Raw genomic sequence first — 18,048 nt, 5'->3', positions numbered from 1 at the left:
TAACCAAACCTTTGAAGATTCTTTGCTTGGCTCAGAATGACTAAATACTAATTTTATTCCTCAGCAAGCCAGGCTGCTATGTCCTCATCCGCTTGCGTCAGGTTGGCTTCCACTTCTTCAGAAATATCACCCAGCGACAATGGCAACCTAACGGTATCAGTAGCTATCCAGTTCTTTTTGCCAAGCAGAACTTTTACGGGAACGGGATTCGGGGCTTTGAATAAGGCGTCCGTGGCATTTTTCCATAAAGGGAATAATCCTTCGGTTTCTACTTTCAGGCAAAGTTCCACATATTTGTGAGTAGCTTTCGGCCATACATTTGAAGCTACGGAAACCAAGCCTACACCGCCTTCTTTACTAAAAGCCGGCGTCATGCCATCATCACCGCTGTAGAATTTAACATCGGGTGCTTCGCGGCGGAAAGCCTTGAACTCTTCTACACTTCCGCTGGCCTCTTTCACTCCCATCAGGTGATCAAATTCTTTACTGAGGCGGGCGGGAACACTCGGATGCATTTTTACCCCCGTTCGGGAAGGTACATTGTAAAGCATACAGGGAACATCCGTCTCAGCCATCAATTCACTGAACCACTCAAACTGACCTTCAGCTCCCGGTTTTGCATAAAGAGGTGTTACCAATAGTAATGCATCAGGTTTTATTTCATTGCAAAAGTGGATGAAATCGACCTGAGCAGGAAGGTTAAAGCCACCAACTCCAATCATAAACGGAACATCCAGATTCAGATCCTTGGTGAACTCGACAACCTCTCTTTTTTCTTCTTCATTCAGGTTCAGCCCTTCTCCGGTACTGCCCAAAATCAAAACGCCATTGCCGGCCTCCTCCTGTTTTCTGAGAAGCTGTTCAAAGCTGTCATAGTCCACACTCCCGTCTGTGTTCATCGGGGTGACAATAGCCGTCCACAGTGGAAAATTTTCCATTATTTTTGTTCCTCCATTACTTGATCAAATAACTGCCCAAAGGTACGAATTCCTGCTTCCATCTTCGAATGGTTTACCAGTTGCTTTGCGGCCCAAATCGCCCCTTCTGCAAATAAAGCACGGTCTAAGGCCTTATGTTTTAGGGTGATTTCTTCTGTTTCTGTTTTCAGGGTCAGTTCATGAATTCCTTTCACATCACCTTCACGGGCTGAGGTTACTTCCGCTTCCTTATCCAACCACTCCTTCCAGGACAGTGCCGTTCCGCTGGGGGCATCTTTTTTATGAACGTGATGCACTTCGTGAATATGAAATTCCGGGTCTTTCAAAATGTTTGATCCCGCCGAAATAGCCTCGATGCTTTTGCGGATTACATTCATTCCCAGGCTAAAATTGGAAGCCATAATCCATTTCGCATTCTTGGCTTTTACCTGCTCCTCCAAATCGTTTGGCCACTCACAACCGGTACTTCCCCATGCGGCCGGAATGCCGGCCTCAATCACTGTGTCCATTACATCAGGCACCGCGTCGCCCGGTACAAAGATGATAACCGCATCAGCTGCTTGAAGTTTCTCTACGGTGGGGGGATTCGATGAGTCAAAAGCTTCGGATAGTTCATCTCCTAAAAGCTCCACCACTTTTCCACCGGTCTTTCCTGTTCCAATAACTGCAATTTTCATAAATCTGATTCTTATTCAGTGATAAATTTCGCGTGCAACATCCGCACGATATCTTCAGCTTGTTTCTGCTCAACCAAAAAACAAAGATTATTCGGGCTGGCCCCATGACAAATTAACCGGACGTTATACTCTTCCAGGGCAGTAAATAACGGCCCACCGATTCCCGAAGTCTTCTGGAGATCATTCCCTATCAAAGCAATCAATGCAAGCTCCTCTTCCACGATGACTTCTGCAAACCGGCCGAGTTCTTCCAGCACATCCTCATTTAACTCTACCTTGTTGGCCGCATTTACAGCCGTATCCAGGGTGAGCGCTACGCTTACCTCACTTGTACTCACCAGGTCAACTGATATTTTATGCTCTGCCAGTACATTAAACAAATGTGCCAGAAATCCATGCTGGTGAAGCATCTCCAGACTGTTTACCGTCAGTAAGGTCTGATCTTTACGCAGGGAAATTGCCCGAATAGGCGGCTTTTTCTCCGCATCTTTTACGATGTATGTACCGGAATTTTCGGGATCAGAACTGGAAGCTACCCGTACGTTTACCCCTGCTCTCATTGCCGGTTTTAAGGTTGCCGGGTGCAGCACTTTCCCGCCAAAAACCGAAAGCTCAGCCGCCTCATCAAACGTGATCTCATTAATCGGAAAGGCGTCGGGTACAATACGAGGATCGGTAGTAAACACCCCGGCTACATCCGTCCAGATCTCAAGGGTGTCGGCACCTATGGTCTCAGCAAACAAAGAGGCTGAAAAATCACTCCCGCCCCGGCCCAGCGTGGTGGTATTTCCAAATACATCCGAACCAATAAAGCCCTGAGTCAGATAGGTTTTCCCTTTCTGAATATGTTTATCAGCCTTCTTTTTAATGGATGCGAGAATGGGCTCTGCATTCCCAAAGGTGGAATCGGTTTTCATCACATTCCGGGCATCCAGCCACTCGGCATCCACTCCGTATTCTCTTAGTACTTCAACAAAAATCCGGGTGGACATCAACTCTCCGAATGCGTATAAGGCATCTTTCCAGCGCTTATCACGTCCTACAAAATCAAGATGTTCGCGCAGCCCGGAAAACTCGGTATAAAATGCATCTCTGAGCTTCTCTTCCTCTTTACATTGCTCAATAATGGCAAGATGGCGCTTCTCTATATTGCCAAGAAGTTCTTCCCTCTGGGTAGAATCTAGCTGGCTTGCTGAAAGGGCTACTAAGTCGTTGGTGGTGCCGGAAGTCGCACTAATCACGATGAGCCGGCGGTCCGGATCAGACGCAACGATTTTGGCACTGCGTTGCATGGCATCGAACGTGCCTACACTGGTGCCTCCGAATTTGGATACAATCATTAATTCTAAAAAGTTTATTGATGAATGAGTGAGCGCAGAAAATAAAGACTCTATCGGCCAATCCCCTATAGAAAAGCTCTATTTAACCATTTTTTTACGGTTTTTAAGGGATGAATGAGTACATGCCTCATTCCCAAGAATTTTGTATCCTCACTCGACATTAAATTCAGAACAAAATTTACTTCATGGATTCAGCACTAATCACCAGCGATGCGGTTACCTTTGGACTTTTGATGGCTATACTGGCCGGAATTTTCATTACCTCTCACAGTGATAATCCCAAATGGCAGAAATTCTACAAGTTTGTGCCTTCGCTGCTCTTGTGCTACTTCATCCCTTCGCTGCTGACTACCTTTGGGGTAGTTTCTGAAGCCGATTCCAATCTCTATTATGTAGCTTCCCGATATCTACTGCCGGCAAGTTTGGTACTGCTCACCCTGAGCATAGATCTCAAAGGAATTATGAACCTGGGACCAAAAGCAGTCATTATGTTTTTGGCAGGAACCGGAAGTATTATGATTGGCGGCCCCATTGCCTTGCTTATTGTGGGAACCATCAGTCCTGAAATTGTTGGCGGAACCGGACCGGATGCCGTTTGGCGTGGACTTGCAACCGTGGCCGGAAGCTGGATTGGCGGTGGTGCCAACCAAACCGCCATGCTGGAAGTGTTTGAGCCAAGTACCGATCTTTTCGGCGCTATGGTAACTGTGGATATTATCGTAGCCAACATCTGGATGGCTTTCCTGCTCTACGGTGCGGGTATCTCCGAGCAGGTGGATAAGTGGTTTAAAGCCGACTCGTCTGCTATTGATGAACTAAAACACAACATCGCTGAATATCAGGCCAACATTGCCCGGGTTCCAACCCTGGTGGATTTCACTAAAATAATTGCCGTGGCTTTCGTGATCGTAGCTCTTGGTCACCTTGCCGGTGACACCATCGCTCCTTGGATCGATGAAAATGCGCCGGCTCTGGCTGATTTAAGCCTCAACTCTTCCTTCTTTTGGATTGTAGTAGTAGCTACTACCGGCGGACTTATCCTGTCGTTCACCAAAGTTCGAAATCTTGAAGGGGCCGGAGCTTCTAAACTGGGAAGTCTTTTTCTGTACATCCTGGTAATGACAATAGGTATGAAAATGAACATTGCATCCATGCTGGATGCACCCGGTTTCTTTGTAATCGGTGCCGTGTGGATCCTGATTCATGTGGCCGTATTGTTGACGGTTGGAAAGCTTATTAAAGCACCTTTCTTCTTTGTTGCCGTTGGAAGTCAGGCTAACGTAGGGGGAGCAGCATCTGCTCCTATTGTAGCTTCGGCCTTCCATTCAGCGTTAGCCCCGGTTGGTGTATTACTCGCCGTTCTGGGTTATGCTTTAGGTACTTATGGAGCTTACTTGTGCGCCATTATGATGCAGGCTATTGCGGGAATGTAATTTAGGAATTTCAGGACTGAACCTGGATTAGAAGTCCTTCTCCTTAATAAGGAGAATACAAAAGAGGTCCGTTATTGTTGATATACGCTGAAACGATCCTTGCCCAGAGCATGTAAATTTTGATATACCACCGCACAAATGTACTATTGGCAGGCTTGTTAGATGTACGAACTTCCGATCTCTCCAAACCTCTCCTTCGCAAGGAGAGGCTTTCACATCTCACCATGAAAAACCATTATCTTTACTATTCAAAATATAGTTCAGGCGTCCTTCTCCTTACGAAGGAGAAGACAGAAGAGGTCCGTTATTGTTGATATAGGCTGAAACGATCCTGACCCAGAGCATGTAAATTTAATACACCACCGCACAAGTGGACACTTGCGCTATTGCGGGCTAATGCAGTTGTATGAGGTAGAGATTTTGGAAGGCTAATTCCAGGTTTTCTAATCCGTAATAATCCGCTTCATCCGTGTTTGGTTTGGTAGTTTGAACAAGAAAGAATTCCTTTCAAAATTCAAGATAAGCTTTACTCTTCTTCGTATCTTTAGAGCTAATATTAATCCGACTAAATATCCTGTTTCTTGAAGAGAGCACTTAAGTTCCTGTTCACCTTTCTGGCTGCGGCCGCCTTTGTATTTGCTTTGGTCATAGGCCTTAATTATTCTGGCTTTGAAACCCTTTTTGAAAACGAAGAAGGAATGGCTGAAGGCAGCCAGTATATCGAGAATACCTACTCCCTTGCCGGTTTGGCAGAGTTTATAGGCGAGCATCCGGAGTGGGTTTCCATTACTTCATACAATGTTAACGACCCCGATTCCGGGATTTTTTATCAGGAAGATATTCCCCGCGCCCTTGGTGCCACCTCGAACCTGTTCCTGCTAATGGAATATGAACGGCAGGTTGCTGAAGGACTTCTGGATCCTGATGAAACCATAAGCCTGAAAGAAATTGAGAAATTTGCCCTGCCCGAGATCAGTGAGAACAATCACAATAAGCTAATTGAAGAATTTGAAAGCGGTACGGCCCCACTTGATGATGTGGTTCTGGCCATGCTCCAAAACAGCGACCTGGTTTCAGCCGATTATCTTTGGTTCCGGCTCGGGGAAGAAAACATCAGGAGTCTGATTGACACAGTAGGAATGCCTGAAACAGCACTGCCTCTTCCCTTCAGTGGTATGTATATGCGCATCAATCCGGCTCTGAATGATACAGCCGCGCTAAGCAGTATGAGTTTTACTGAATTTGCTGAACAATCCATTTCCGAAGCTACAAAACTACGGGATGATCAAGAATATAATCAGCAGGTCAAAAATCAGTTTTATGATGATCGGCTTTCCCTCACCTTTATGCAGGAACGGGATGCTCTGACTTACTTTCCGCAAGCCACCACCAGTCAACTGGCTGATTTGATGTCCAGCCTCATAGAGAATCGGGTTATTTCTGAAGAAGTATCTGAAGCCATTAAAGAGAAACTACGCTGGCCAATGGGTTCTGAACCAATTTCCCGAAGTTTTGAAGACTATGGCGCTATTTACGACAACCGGATGGGCCTGCTGGGAGGTATCGATTTTGGAACTTCCATTTATGACGGACATACCTCGGTACAAGCGGTATTTTTTGATCAGCTACCTGTTGGATTCTGGGTACATATGTCGGCAAATCACATGCAGGAAGATTACCAGCAACGGCTGATTTGGGACCCTGCGCTCTACGAAACTACTCAAAATGAAATAGCTGCAAATGATGAATAATTACCGACTGCTGTACTTTTACTGGGCTATTCCGGCTTATCTTTTATTTCTGGTTATTCAGCAAGGGCTGGTTTACCAAAGCTCCATAGATACCTACGAAAATGGAACCACCTACCTTGCCGAAGTCACTGATTTTGACATCAAACAAATTGCGGCTCAAAGTAATGGTTATATTGATATCCGCTTCGAAACGGAGGATGAGTTGATTGAGCGCCGGCTTTCTCTGTCTGTGCAAATGGCGCAGGAACTCATGAAGTCCAATAACATCCCTATCCGTTATCAAAAAGGAGCCTTTCAGGAAATTGTACTTTACCCCACCTTCAATATTCAAAAAAGCACTTCCCTTTTTAATATGAGTGTTGCTTTCATCGGTTTGGTAGTGACGGTTATTTCCGGTTTTTTTGTAAACCGATATGTGCGCAGAAAAGTCGCAGACGAAAATGATGAGAAATTTGAAATCGAACGGGTAGATTAATGAATACCGGCACGCTTTATCTGATCCCTTCCACCTTAGGCAAAACTCCGGGAAACAATACCATCCCAGAGTACACGCTGGAGGTCTTAAGAAAACTCGATGTATTGATGGTGGAAAACCTGAAAACCGCCACTTCTTTCCTTCAATGGGTTGGAGATACCGTTCCGGAGTACGAAATAGATTTCTACCCGCTTAATAAGAATACCCCGGAGCAAGAAATTCACTCATTTCTTAAACCCTTGCTTAATGGTCGGGATGCAGGCATTCTTTCGGAAGCCGGAGCACCCGGAGTTGCTGATCCCGGAGCGCGATTGGTGAAGCTGGCACATCAATATCAGATAAATGTGGTTCCTCTTGTTGGGCCTTCTTCTATCCTGCTTGCCCTTATGGCTTCGGGATTCAACGGCCAGCAATTCTCCTTTCACGGTTACCTGCCAATGGACCAGAAGAAAAGGAAGTCGATGATTAACCAGCTGGAAGGTGAATCCAGGCGGCACGACCGCACCCAGATTTTTATGGAAGCTCCTTACCGAAATAACGAGCTGCTTAAAGATGCTATTTCCGTTTGTTCACCGGCCACCCGGCTTTGCACTGCCACTGATATCACACTGCCCTCGGAGGAAATTATTTCGAAGCATATTTCTGAGTGGGAATCTATGAAGGTACCGGATCTGGATAAGCGGCCAACTATCTTTTTGCTTTACGCTAAAGAATAAAATAAAAGCTCCAACGAATTTCGATGGAGCTTTTATAAATGATTATTCCTGATCGTTTTTCCGGTTAATGAGCTCCGGCTTCATTTAATAAATTTACAACGCCATCATGGTGATGCGTTATGGCTTGGTCTTTAGCTGACCATCCGCGGTCGTCGTGAACATCCACATCCCCGCTGTTCTCAATTAATAATTGTACAATATCATAATGTCCGTTCGTCGAAGCCCAATACAAAGCCGACGTTCCCCTGTTGTCACGGTGATCGATTTCAGCACCGTTCTTAATTAAAAGCTCAACTACATTCATATGCCCGTGCTTGGCGGCTTTCAACAGGGCGGTTCGTTCATGGTTGTCTTTAGTGTTCACGTTTATACCATCTTGAAGAAGTGATCGGATGGTTTTAATATCGCCGCTTTCTGCGGCATCGAGAAATGCTGTCTCTTCATTCATAACGTATCCTCCTCTTATGAGAGTTTTAGATTGGCTCCTGAATTGTAATTTCCAGGTAGTCAAATGTCAAATTAGAAATACGGTACAAATTTAAAGATTGGATGAATTGCCGCTTTATCAGGAAAGAAAAAAACCCGATATCTGTTTTGAGGGCTAATATGTTGAAAAAGCTACTTTTCTAAAGGTTTCGCTCTCGTTATTAAGATAATCGGGCTTATAAAAAGCTACTTAACACAGTATTAAGACGAAGAAAATTCCTAATAGTTTCTTTTTTTCTGTTAAATAATTGTAATGCCACTCAAAACAACTTCAATTGTGTGCCTGTGCTTTTTTTAAAATGATCTGTGGTGAGATATCGTTTCTTCTCATTGAGCCCCAACCTTTTAGTCTGCACTTTAAACAGATCGGAAATTTGTTTTGAGAAATTCCCTTTCCCTTTCATCCGTTCTTTCCACTCATAACTGTTTAGTTTTCCGTCCCGAATATCCAGAATCTTGCGCAGCACCTTCTTCTTTCTCTCCGGGTAGTGCTGTCCCAACCATTCCTGGAACATGTCCTTCACTTTGTAAGGCAACCGTAGAATGATATAATTTGCAAATGATGCCCCGGCTGCAGATGCTTTTTCCAGAATCTCCGCACATTCATGATCGGTTAATCCCGGGATGATCGGAGCCACGTTTACGCCAACAGGTATCCCCGCATCCGCCAGCTGACGGATTGCATCCAACCGGCGGTTCGGTCGTGAAGTCCTTGGCTCCATTACCCCGGTCAAATCTTTATCCAGCGTAGTAACCGATATCGTCACGCTCACGCAGTTGTAGTCATTCAACTCACATAGAATATCGATGTCGCGGGTTATCAAATGATTTTTGGTGATTAGTCCTACCGGATTTCGAAACTCAGCCATTACTTCCAGACATCCTCTTGTCAATTCCAGCTTTCGTTCCAAAGGTTGATATACATCCGTTACACCGCTCATAGCAATTACCTGAGGATTCCATTTTGGGGAACTCAATTCTTTTCTGAGTAACTCGGGAGCGTCGTATTTCACCACAATCTTGGATTCAAAATCCAACCCGGATGAATACCCCAAGTATTCGTGAAAAGGCCGCGCATAACAATAGATACACCCATGCTCACACCCGCGATAGGGATTGATGCTGGCATTGAAACTGATGTCTTCACTCTTGTTGTAGGTGATTATAGTTTTAGTGTCATCCCTGATGAGCTGTGTTTTTGGGGATGGCTTTTCGCCCGTTTCTTCATCCACATCATAATCAATATAATTTCCTTCAAAACGATTGACGGGATTGTCGGATGCTCCTCTCCCTCTTAACGGATTTTGTTTGCCTTCCATAAATGCCTCCTGAATAATTATTACATATATTGTACATATAATATATGATTTCAGAAGTTCTTATAAAACAAAAAGCCTCGTCCAATTAAAGACGAGGCTTAAACTATTTCTTTGAAGATCTATAAACGGCTGTTAACTGCTACAGGTTGTGTTGTTGAGATTCTCATCCCAGCATGATTTTGCACCTTCATTATAATTAGGTGAAATAATAAAACCGGTCATAGTTTCAGTGTTATAACTGATGGTTGTGGTTTCATCTTCTGAAACGTCCACAAACACAACGGTCTTTACGGTTCCGTCAAAGTCATAACTAATGGAATCGCCAAGGTTATCATTACGGTCGCTTTTAACTTCCAGTTCAACCGAGGTTTCACTTTCTGTGCGCTCCCAGGATACTACCGATACTTCACGACCCGATTCCAAATCGAAATAAGTCCAGCTGCCTGAAGTGGCATCAAAATCTGAAGTTCCGGTAAAGAACAACTGATTGTCGTATCCCAGTTCAGAATTGGTAACATAGAAATTCCACGTTACTTCTTCGGTAGATTCCACACTGGCTGTTAACCGAACTCCGTAATTCTCACCGTTGGCAGCCGTGGTGTAGCTCCACTCCCACTCATTGCCATTTACAGCTTCAGCTGATTTGTTTTGAGCGGCTGTCATCAATGCTCTCGGAACGGCCAGGTTCGCTTCTAAAATAACTTTAGCTACCCCGGCGGCAAACAGTGCTGTATTGAAATTAGATTCAGCAGCTTTTGAAACTACTTTGTTAGAAGCCGATTCCATCTCTGACATATCAACTTTCATTGACTCAGACGGTGGCATTTCCGGCGGGTTTTTGTCGCTGTTGGTGGTGTTACACGAAAACAGAAACAGGGAAACAGAAAGCAACAAACAAGTAAATGTGGTTATTCTATACTTCATAAATATTGATTTTTTAGATGTTCATTACCTTAAACCGGCTTCTAAAACTGATGTTCCCGATTTAATCAATCTGCCTTGGAATATACCTTTTCGCCGGCAACCCAGGTCTCCAGAATATCTACCTTATAAATATCCCTCGCCGGTACCTCAAAGTAATCCTGATCGATAATTACAAAATCGGCCCACTTTCCTTCTTCAATGGAGCCAAGTACTTCTTCCTGGTGAGCCGCATAGGCTGCATCAATAGTAAAAGCTTTGAGGGCTTGCGCTCTGCTCAGAGATTCATCCGGATACCAGCCGCCCGGAGGGTTGCCTTCATGATCCATTCTCGTTACAGATGAATATAGGCCCCAAAATGGGTTCGATGGCTCAACGGGAAAGTCAGAGCCGGCAGCTACAATAGTGCCTTGATCAAGGAATGTTTGCCAGGCATATCCTCCTTCAATACGATCTTCCCCCACACGGTCAACGGCCATGTTCTTATCGCTGGTGGCATGGCGTGGCTGCATGGAAGCTATAATATCCAGCTCTGCAAATCGTGGAATGTCTTCAAGCGCAACAATTTGTGCGTGTTCAATTCTGTGACGAAGTCCCTGGTTGCCAAGCTCATCGCGCACATGTTCAAGAGCATTCAAAATCACACGATTTGCCCGGTCCCCAATGGCATGTACGTTGGTTTGAAATCCGGCTGAAGCCGTGGTCATCATGGTTTCGTTAAATTCTTGTTGATCAGCAAAGAGCAAGCCCCGATTTCCGGGATCATCGGAATAAGGCTCAATCATGGCAGCTCCACGGCTTCCGAGTGCACCGTCCGAATAGAGTTTCACGCTTCTAAGGGCTAACCGGTCATTTGCATACGAATCGACCGGCCCGTTTTGAGAAAGCTCTTCAAAAGCAGTCATCCCACCGATCATGGCATAAATACGGGTTGTCATTTTTCCCTGATCGGCAAACTCTTTATAAATCTCCCAGTTCGTAGCGCTTACTCCGGCATCATGAACAGAGGTTAATCCCATACTGGCCATTTGCTCTAAGGCTTCTTCCAGAGCGCGCTTTCTTTCAACTTCAGTGGGTTCGGGAATAATTTCCATGATGTAGTTTTCGGCCGCATCCACAAAAACACCGGTTGCTTCCCCGTTTCCATCCCGAATGATTTTTCCGCCCTGTGGGTCCGGAGTGTCTTTACTTATTTGAGCCAATTCCAGGGCTTTGCTGTTCACCCAACCTGCATGACCATCCACTCTGGAAAGGTACACCGGTCGGTCCGGAACTACACGATCCAGGTCTTCAGCGGTTGGAAATTCATTCTCCTCCCACAGAGTTTGATTCCAGCCACGTCCCTGAATCCATTCCAGCTCCGGGTTTGCCTCTGCATATGCTTTGATGGTATCCAGTGTGGCTTCCAGTGACTCAATCCCGGCTACATTCACATTCAGCTCCTGAAATCCAAGCCCCATTACGTGTCCATGGGCGTCAATCAAACCGGGCAGCACCGTCTTTCCGGCTAAATCAATAATCTCTCCGCTGGCACCATCTGACAATTCTTGTCCGCCCACCTTTTTAATTTTCCCGTCTTCGATAATCATGGTTGTGAAGGTGACCAGAGAATCACCGGAGAATGTGTAACCGTTGGCATTTACAAAAGTTTTAACATCCCCGGTATTTGTACAGGCACTGATTGAAATTCCGAGAGCAAAAAGTAGAATGAATAGCTTCTTCATGTTTTTATGTTGGTTAGAATTTCTTGAATATAAGGAAAGAAGCGGGCTTTGATAAGCCTTTTGCAAGCTTTGATGTTCTCCCATGCACTCTTTGGAAAAAGTGCAGCAGTATCTAAATAGTTAAGGACCTAATTGATCCCAAAGAGATGGGTTGATAATATCCGGAGCCGTGGTCATCTCTTCAATTTCCTGCCGGTTAAAAAACCCGATATTCCTTATTATCTGCTTATCAGGATCCAGTTCAGGGTCTTTACCAAGTACCAGCTCACCGCCCTTCTGATTCACTCTATGATAGAACTCAATGGCGTGAATAGATCCGTGGATTACTTCATTGATATGAACCTGCTCGCCAACGGATATTTGGAGTCCGGTCTCTTCCTCAAATTCACGGATAAGAGCATCTTCAAGCGACTCTCCAAATTCAACTCCACCTCCCGGTGGAATCCATGTCCATTGGTTTGTGACCGGAGACATCAGTTCTACGAGCAACAGTTTTTCGTCTTTCAGCAATAACCCACAAGATCGTACTCGGACCCGATTCGTGTAGGAAGCAGACATTATGAATTTTCAGCTACGGCTTTTTGCGCCTTGCGGGGCTTATACAACTTCGAAGATTTTGCATATTTCAGGCTGGCCTTCACAAAATCCACGAAAAGCGGTTGCGGGTTATTCACCGTACTTCTTAATTCGGGGTGAAATTGAACGCCTACAAACCATGGGTGATCCGGAATCTCAACAATTTCCACCAAATCGCGCTCGGGGTTCATACCCGCCAGAACCATTCCATTTTCCGTTAGTTTGTACCGGAGGTTATTATTCACCTCGTACCGGTGACGGTGGCGCTCTTCAACCACTTCCTCTCCGTACGCTTCGTAAGACTTGGTCCCCTTCTTAAGCTTGCAGGTATATTTACCCAGTCGCATGGTTCCGCCCATATTCTCGATATTCTTTTGATCGTGCATGATATCGATAATGGGGTATTCGGTGTCTTCATCAAACTCGGTACTGTTGGAATCTTCCCAACCGCACACGTCCCGGGCATATTCGATAACCGCACACTGCATTCCCAGGCATATCCCAAAAAACGGAATATCGTTTGTTCGGGCGTACTCAACAGCAGCTAACTTTCCGGAGATACCGCGTCCTCCAAAACCGGGTGCCACCAAAACACCGGATATATCCTTAAACTCCTTTTCAACATTTTCGCGGGTCAGGTTGTCTGACTGTATCCACCTAATATTCACTTTACAGTCGTTTACCGCGCCGGCATGAATGAACGCCTCCACAATAGATTTGTAAGAATCATGGTGCTCAACATATTTTCCAACCAATGCAATATTTATGTCGCCTGAAGGATTACAAACCGCTTCCACAAAACCAATCCAGTTATCCAGATTTGGCTCTTCTGTTTTTAGTTTCAGCTTTTCGATCACCCTTTTATCAAGGCCTTCTTCCTGCATCAACAGAGGCACTTCATAAATACTTCGGGCATCGCGCGACTCAATTACATCTTCCAGATCCACATTACAGAACTGAGCTACTTTGCGGCGAATGGTTTCGTCGAGGTGGTGCTCGGTTCGGCAGACCAGGATATCAGGCTGAAGTCCGCTTTCAGACAACGTTTTAACCGAATGCTGGGTTGGCTTGGTTTTCAACTCTCCGGCTGCAGCCAGGTATGGAACCAGTGTCAGATGAATGGAAAGGGTGTTTTGGCGCCCGACATTATATCGTAACTGGCGAACAGCTTCAATATAGGGCAAGCTCTCAATGTCACCGACGGTTCCGCCAATTTCTATAATCACAACGTCATAATTCCCCGACTGCCCAAGTTTGAGCACATGAGACTGAATCTCATCGGTGATATGAGGAATCACCTGAACCGTTTTACCGAGATAAGCTCCCTGTCGTTCTTTTGTAATCACATCATAATAAATACGACCGGTGGTCACATTATTACTTTGTGAAGTTTTGATATCCAGAAATCGCTCGTAGTGTCCAAGGTCCAGATCGGTTTCAGCACCGTCATCGGTTACGTACACCTCTCCGTGTTCGTAGGGATTCATAGTTCCCGGATCCACATTAATATAGGGATCCAGTTTTTGGACGGTTACTTTGAGGCCTTGCGCAACCAACAGACGACCGAGAGATGCACAAATGATTCCTTTTCCGAGCGAAGATGTAACTCCTCCGGTTACAAAAATATATTTGGTGGACATGCGGGAAATGAGTGTAGTTGATGGATGTAAAATATAGGAGGTTCCCTACCCCCATTCAATGCAGAATGCCAAGAAAAGCTACTTTGTTTTCCACATGTTATCCACAACTTGCTTCAAAAGGTCCGGCTTATCGGAGAAAATACCGCTTACTCCCCGTTTAATCATTTTTTCCATCTGCCTTTCTTTATTTACGGTATACACAAAAACAGGAATATTATGCCTTTGGGTATCTTCTGCCCATCTTTTTGTGAACTGACGTCTGCTGCAATTAAAGGCATCGGCCGTATAATCCTCAACCAATTCGGAAGGAAGCCGTCGGGTCGATTGCTTCTTTTCGTAGAGCAATGCTGCTGAGATGTCCACATCCAGCTGTTTAAGGTGAGTTATAGCCCGGTAATCAAAACTGGAGAACAAAACATAGTCCTCCATTTCATATTTCTTAACCAGATTCAGCGCCTTCTCTTCAATGCCCTCAAGGTACTCATCCGTCACGGCTTCGGTTTTAATTTCGATGTTGAGCGCTATTTTACCTTTTGCAAATTGAAGCACTTCTTCAAGGGTGGGAATGTGCTCGCCGGCATGTTCTCTACCAAACCAAAGTCCGGCGTCAAGTTTTCGTAGCTCGGTCAATGTATAGTCGGCTACAAGTCCGGTACCGTTTGTAGTACGGTCTAAGGTTTCATCATGAATAACAACCGGAACACCATCTTTGCTCAGCAAAATATCGAGCTCTATCATTTCGGCTCCCAGCTCATACGCAGCACGAAAAGCAACCATGGTGTTCTCCGGGTTATAAGCGCTGGCTCCCCGATGGCCGATGATCACAAAATTGTCTTCAGAACCGGAGTATAATTTCACAGGTAGGTTCACGGATGAGGGCTGAGAATTGATGGTTGTATGTACCAGCAATAATAAGGGGATTAAAGAAAAAAGAAATCTCAAATTAGCAGAGGGTTTTTGAAATGCACAGATTACCCTATGATAACAAGGTGAGTTGTTACTGTCGTTAAAAAATTATTAACAATGAATTAATTTTGCGAGCTTATTACACGCTTTATAGCTTTATGCAAAAGCGAATCGAATGCACCTGAGTGAGTAATAATACTATACATGAAATATAAACCTACCATGGTGGTAATACTTCCAAACACCGTCATAATGGTAGCTAACCAAAATGGCTGAATACTGTTGATTAATGAAAGCGCTACCACAGACGTCCCTAAAAAAATCTGAGTTATGGCCGACACAAAATGCAGTCCGTTTATGGAATGCACACGATCCATGAAATCAGAGATGCCTGTAGCTTTACGGTTGGTTATATTTAACTGCTCTAAACCATCGCTAACTAATGGGTTTTTATGTTTCTCTTCTTCAAACATGTCCTTTATTTTTTAGCTAACCTGTCTTCTGACACTCATTTATTATAATGAAACTAAAACGACTTTAAAATTTTTTATGGCGAAATCAGAAAACTTTTTCATCTATGGGCGTAATCCAGTAGAGGAAGCACTCCAAAATCAACCAGCAGAAATTGACAAAATTTACGTCAAGAATAATATCAAGCCTTCTTCCTACCAAAATATATCTGAGCTTGCAAGTACCAACGATGTCCCTTTGGTGAAGGTTCCCGGCCCGAAAATTTTCAGCCTTGTAGGCAAGGTAAACGATCAGGGCTTTGTTGCTCAAATGAGTACCGTAGCATACACTCCTTTCTTCGACTGGGTGGAAACACTGATCATGTCGAACAACCCGGCTGTTTTACTTTTACACGGAATTGAAGACCCGCACAACTTTGGCGCCATATTACGCTCAGCTGCTGCTGCCGGGATGGATGCCGTCATCATTCCGATGCAAAATCAGGCGCCGGTTAATGCTACCGTATTTAAAACTTCAGCTGGTACCGCAGGTAGAATCCCCGTCATCCGAATTCACGACATCAACCAGGGCATTAAAGATCTTACCGCAACCGGCTTTTCTATAGTTGGATTGGATGGGTCAGGCAAGAAATCATTGTGGGAAGCCGACTTACAGAAACCCGTGGCTTTTTTGGTTGGAAGTGAGGGCGAAGGAATTCACCCCGAAAACCTGAAGCGATGCGATGAGGTGATACACATCCCCATGCAAAATAATGTCGAATCGCTTAATGCCTCGGTGAGTGCTGCTCTTGTCAGTTACGAATGGATGCGCCAAAACCCTGCAACTGATTCATAACATCAGTACAACAGGTATGGGGTTCGTTGCTCTTTGAATGCTTCGACCTCGGCTTGCCAGGAAGGGATCTCTTCCTTGTTTTCAATGATTGATTTCAGATCAATGCCATAGAGTTTATTAGCAAAGGCCTTCATCTCAAAGTTGGGGGTGTGAGCCTGAGCAAACTTCAGCAAGTCCAGCCCTAATCGTACCGGATCTGTTTTATCGTAATTCCCCTGGAATGAAATCCGAATTCCGGTGCACTCCTGCCCTTCATGCTTGGGGTGTATAGCTTTTCCGGGAATGGATTGAGGTGTGAAGGTTACCGGGTCTAACCCTACAGAATGTTTTACCTCCAGCTGCTCGAGTTCTTTCGGGTTGAAATCAAAACCGGGGGCTCCGATGGTGAGAAACGGGTCTGCTGTTCCCCGCCCTTCCGAAAGGTTTGTTCCTTCAAAAATTACCGTGCCGGGGTAAACAAATGCGTGCTCAAAAGCAGGCAGGTTTGGAGAAGGGGCAATCCATGGCAATCCGGTATCGGGCCAGCGCATATCACGCTCCCAGCCGGATGTTTTTATTACTTTGTAGTTTGGCTCGGCAGGTAAATCCAGCCACTGCTCTCCCACTGCCATTCGAGCTATTTCCCCCATCGTCATCCCATAAGCAATCGGCATTGGATATGAGCCCACGAAAGATTTATACTCTTCCCGAAGAATCCATCCGGCCACATAATTTCCTCCTAAAGGATTGGGACGGTCCAGAATCCACAGCTCTTTATTATGCTCGGCCACGGCCTCCATTACCAAGCCCATCGTAGAGTTGTAGGTGTAGAACCGAACGCCCATGTCGGGCAAATCAAATAACAAAAGATCAACACCTTGCAGCATTTCAGGGGTTGGTTTTTTGGTAGAACCGTACAGCGAAAACACCGGCAACCCGGTCTCCTGATCTACTCCGTCCTTTATTTGTTCACCCGCACCGGCTTCTCCGCGGAAACCATGTTCGGCGGCAAATAAAGCGGTGACATTCACCCCAAGGCTCAACAGGGTATCCACCATATGAATGCCATCAACCCGGGAAGTCGGGTTCATCACCAACCCGATTCTCTCCCCCCCTAACTCAGTCAGGTGTTCATCCAGTAACACTTCGGCACCGGTTTTCACGGCACTGACCGTTTGCGGGTGTTGGGAAGAACAACCTAGCAAAATCAGGCTTAGTAAAATCAAAAAGCAGCTATTTCTCATTGGTAGAATGTATTTATAAATAAAAAAGCCTCACAGAAAACCTGAGAGGCTTGAATGTAGTATGAATGCAGGAATTAATTAAGCCTGATTTGCTACCACTTCAGATTCAGCGAAGAAGTAAGCGGCTTCAATTTTTCCGTTCTCTACAGAGTCGGATCCGTGAATGATGTTTTCTCCAACGCTGTCAGCGAAGTCGGCACGGATGGTACCTTCATCAGCTTCAGCAGGATTGGTAGCACCAATCAATTCGCGGAAGTCAGCAATTGCGTTTTCTTTTTCGAGGATCATTGGCACACAAGCGCCGCTGCTCATGAATTCGCAAAGCTCATCATAAAAAGGTCGCTCTTTATGAACCGCGTAGAAACCGCCGGCTGTATCTTTGGTAAGCCGTGTCATTTTCATTGCCAGGATAGAAAATCCGGCCTCTTGAATTCGTTTTGTCACTTCTCCGATCAGTCCTTTTCGTACGCAATCGGGTTTGAGAATAGTCAGTGTTCGTTCTTTTGCCATTATTATTGTCTATTAAAATTTTGTAACATTTAACTTAACAGAAACTCTATTTAGTAACGATAAAGATACGGGTTCATTCATCAAGTTTCGAACCTTTATATTAATAGA

Annotated in this window: 18 protein-coding genes; 5 read left to right on the top strand and 13 right to left on the bottom strand. The window is 45.0% G+C overall.

Translation table 11 applies throughout. The features are described from left to right. Positions 1 to 53: 53 nt before the first annotated feature. From dapA to lysC, 3 genes are read right to left on the bottom strand one after another with little or no spacing between them, the layout of a single operon-like run. A complete protein-coding gene (dapA, locus tag JJ941_RS14770) occupies positions 54 to 938 on the bottom strand; it encodes a 4-hydroxy-tetrahydrodipicolinate synthase (protein ID WP_290966872.1) in 885 nt (294 codons plus the stop codon). Further along, a complete protein-coding gene (locus JJ941_RS14765) occupies positions 938 to 1,615 on the bottom strand; it encodes a dihydrodipicolinate reductase C-terminal domain-containing protein (RefSeq protein WP_290966869.1) in 678 nt (225 codons plus the stop codon). The genes dapA and JJ941_RS14765 overlap by 1 nt, the downstream gene beginning before the upstream one ends. 11 nt (positions 1,616 to 1,626) lie before the next feature. Beyond that, positions 1,627 to 2,955, bottom strand: a complete 1,329-nt coding sequence (gene lysC / locus JJ941_RS14760) for a lysine-sensitive aspartokinase 3 (protein WP_290966866.1) — start codon at positions 2,953 to 2,955, stop codon at positions 1,627 to 1,629. Between the two features lie 185 nt (positions 2,956 to 3,140). Between lysC and JJ941_RS14755 the strand changes: the two genes are divergently transcribed. The 4 genes from JJ941_RS14755 to JJ941_RS14740 all read left to right on the top strand — a co-directional run bounded on the left by JJ941_RS14755 (position 3,141) and on the right by JJ941_RS14740 (position 7,330). Further along, positions 3,141 to 4,388 (top strand): DUF819 family protein, encoded by a 1,248-nt coding sequence (locus tag JJ941_RS14755; RefSeq protein WP_290966864.1) that lies wholly within the window; start codon positions 3,141 to 3,143, stop codon positions 4,386 to 4,388. A 581-nt stretch (positions 4,389 to 4,969) separates the two neighbouring features. Then, positions 4,970 to 6,139, top strand: a complete 1,170-nt coding sequence (locus JJ941_RS14750; RefSeq protein ID WP_290966862.1) for a serine hydrolase — start codon at positions 4,970 to 4,972, stop codon at positions 6,137 to 6,139. Beyond that, positions 6,129 to 6,614 (top strand): hypothetical protein, encoded by a 486-nt coding sequence (locus JJ941_RS14745; RefSeq protein ID WP_290966860.1) that lies wholly within the window; start codon positions 6,129 to 6,131, stop codon positions 6,612 to 6,614. Before JJ941_RS14750 ends, JJ941_RS14745 begins: the two co-directional genes overlap by 11 nt. Beyond that, on the top strand, positions 6,614 to 7,330 hold the full coding sequence (locus tag JJ941_RS14740) for an SAM-dependent methyltransferase (protein ID WP_290966857.1): 717 nt from the start codon (positions 6,614 to 6,616) through the stop codon (positions 7,328 to 7,330). Before JJ941_RS14745 ends, JJ941_RS14740 begins: the two co-directional genes overlap by 1 nt. A gap of 64 nt (positions 7,331 to 7,394) precedes the next feature. Here the strand turns inward: JJ941_RS14740 and JJ941_RS14735 are convergent, their stop codons facing one another. The 8 genes from JJ941_RS14735 to JJ941_RS14700 form a co-directional block, all read right to left on the bottom strand. After that, the gene (locus tag JJ941_RS14735) at positions 7,395 to 7,841 is read right to left on the bottom strand and encodes an ankyrin repeat domain-containing protein (RefSeq protein WP_290966854.1); all 447 of its coding nucleotides are present in this window, start codon (positions 7,839 to 7,841) and stop codon (positions 7,395 to 7,397) included. A 235-nt stretch (positions 7,842 to 8,076) separates the two neighbouring features. Continuing rightward, positions 8,077 to 9,135, bottom strand: coding sequence for a PA0069 family radical SAM protein (locus JJ941_RS14730; protein ID WP_290966851.1), 1,059 nt, complete (start codon positions 9,133 to 9,135; stop codon positions 8,077 to 8,079). A gap of 132 nt (positions 9,136 to 9,267) precedes the next feature. After that, positions 9,268 to 10,059, bottom strand: coding sequence for a hypothetical protein (locus tag JJ941_RS14725; RefSeq protein WP_290966849.1), 792 nt, complete (start codon positions 10,057 to 10,059; stop codon positions 9,268 to 9,270). A gap of 65 nt (positions 10,060 to 10,124) precedes the next feature. Beyond that, the gene (locus JJ941_RS14720; RefSeq protein ID WP_290966847.1) at positions 10,125 to 11,780 is read right to left on the bottom strand and encodes an amidohydrolase; all 1,656 of its coding nucleotides are present in this window, start codon (positions 11,778 to 11,780) and stop codon (positions 10,125 to 10,127) included. Between the two features lie 120 nt (positions 11,781 to 11,900). Further along, the gene (locus JJ941_RS14715) at positions 11,901 to 12,338 is read right to left on the bottom strand and encodes an NUDIX hydrolase (protein WP_290966844.1); all 438 of its coding nucleotides are present in this window, start codon (positions 12,336 to 12,338) and stop codon (positions 11,901 to 11,903) included. Further along, positions 12,338 to 13,996 (bottom strand): CTP synthase, encoded by a 1,659-nt coding sequence (locus tag JJ941_RS14710; protein ID WP_290966841.1) that lies wholly within the window; start codon positions 13,994 to 13,996, stop codon positions 12,338 to 12,340. Before JJ941_RS14710 ends, JJ941_RS14715 begins: the two co-directional genes overlap by 1 nt. A 78-nt stretch (positions 13,997 to 14,074) precedes the next feature. Then, the gene (locus JJ941_RS14705; protein ID WP_290966838.1) at positions 14,075 to 14,854 is read right to left on the bottom strand and encodes a glycerophosphodiester phosphodiesterase; all 780 of its coding nucleotides are present in this window, start codon (positions 14,852 to 14,854) and stop codon (positions 14,075 to 14,077) included. Positions 14,855 to 15,024: 170 nt separating this feature from the next. Continuing rightward, positions 15,025 to 15,375 carry a hypothetical protein gene (locus tag JJ941_RS14700; protein WP_255134956.1) on the bottom strand — a complete coding sequence of 117 codons (351 nt, stop codon included), beginning with the start codon at positions 15,373 to 15,375 and terminating at the stop codon, positions 15,025 to 15,027. 76 nt (positions 15,376 to 15,451) lie between these two features. Between JJ941_RS14700 and rlmB the strand changes: the two genes are divergently transcribed. After that, a complete protein-coding gene (rlmB, locus tag JJ941_RS14695) occupies positions 15,452 to 16,207 on the top strand; it encodes a 23S rRNA (guanosine(2251)-2'-O)-methyltransferase RlmB (RefSeq protein WP_290966834.1) in 756 nt (251 codons plus the stop codon). Between the two features lie 2 nt (positions 16,208 to 16,209). On the opposite strand, the gene JJ941_RS14690 is transcribed toward rlmB, so the two are convergent. Both JJ941_RS14690 and ndk read right to left on the bottom strand, forming a co-directional pair. Beyond that, positions 16,210 to 17,349 carry a DUF1343 domain-containing protein gene (locus JJ941_RS14690; protein ID WP_290966831.1) on the bottom strand — a complete coding sequence of 380 codons (1,140 nt, stop codon included), beginning with the start codon at positions 17,347 to 17,349 and terminating at the stop codon, positions 16,210 to 16,212. Positions 17,350 to 17,508: 159 nt separating this feature from the next. Then, positions 17,509 to 17,940 carry a nucleoside-diphosphate kinase gene (ndk, locus tag JJ941_RS14685; protein ID WP_290966828.1) on the bottom strand — a complete coding sequence of 144 codons (432 nt, stop codon included), beginning with the start codon at positions 17,938 to 17,940 and terminating at the stop codon, positions 17,509 to 17,511. Positions 17,941 to 18,048 lie beyond the last annotated feature (108 nt).

It is taken from the genome of Gracilimonas sp. (assembly GCF_017641085.1).
In the GTDB taxonomy this organism is placed as follows: domain Bacteria; phylum Bacteroidota; class Rhodothermia; order Balneolales; family Balneolaceae; genus Gracilimonas.
This window is presented reverse-complemented; position numbering and strand designations above follow the sequence as displayed.

Coding starts and splice junctions, on each gene's coding strand:
- dapA (WP_290966872.1), bottom strand. CDS start 938: ATGGAAAATTTTCCACTGTGGACGGCTATTGTCACCCCGATGAACACA.
- JJ941_RS14765 (WP_290966869.1), bottom strand. CDS start 1,615: ATGAAAATTGCAGTTATTGGAACAGGAAAGACCGGTGGAAAAGTGGTG.
- lysC (WP_290966866.1), bottom strand. CDS start 2,955: ATGATTGTATCCAAATTCGGAGGCACCAGTGTAGGCACGTTCGATGCC.
- JJ941_RS14755 (WP_290966864.1), top strand. CDS start 3,141: ATGGATTCAGCACTAATCACCAGCGATGCGGTTACCTTTGGACTTTTG.
- JJ941_RS14745 (WP_290966860.1), top strand. CDS start 6,129: ATGATGAATAATTACCGACTGCTGTACTTTTACTGGGCTATTCCGGCT.
- JJ941_RS14740 (WP_290966857.1), top strand. CDS start 6,614: ATGAATACCGGCACGCTTTATCTGATCCCTTCCACCTTAGGCAAAACT.
- JJ941_RS14730 (WP_290966851.1), bottom strand. CDS start 9,135: ATGGAAGGCAAACAAAATCCGTTAAGAGGGAGAGGAGCATCCGACAAT.
- JJ941_RS14725 (WP_290966849.1), bottom strand. CDS start 10,059: ATGAAGTATAGAATAACCACATTTACTTGTTTGTTGCTTTCTGTTTCC.
- JJ941_RS14720 (WP_290966847.1), bottom strand. CDS start 11,780: ATGAAGAAGCTATTCATTCTACTTTTTGCTCTCGGAATTTCAATCAGT.
- JJ941_RS14715 (WP_290966844.1), bottom strand. CDS start 12,338: ATGTCTGCTTCCTACACGAATCGGGTCCGAGTACGATCTTGTGGGTTA.
- JJ941_RS14710 (WP_290966841.1), bottom strand. CDS start 13,996: ATGTCCACCAAATATATTTTTGTAACCGGAGGAGTTACATCTTCGCTC.
- JJ941_RS14700 (WP_255134956.1), bottom strand. CDS start 15,375: ATGTTTGAAGAAGAGAAACATAAAAACCCATTAGTTAGCGATGGTTTA.
- rlmB (WP_290966834.1), top strand. CDS start 15,452: ATGGCGAAATCAGAAAACTTTTTCATCTATGGGCGTAATCCAGTAGAG.
- ndk (WP_290966828.1), bottom strand. CDS start 17,940: ATGGCAAAAGAACGAACACTGACTATTCTCAAACCCGATTGCGTACGA.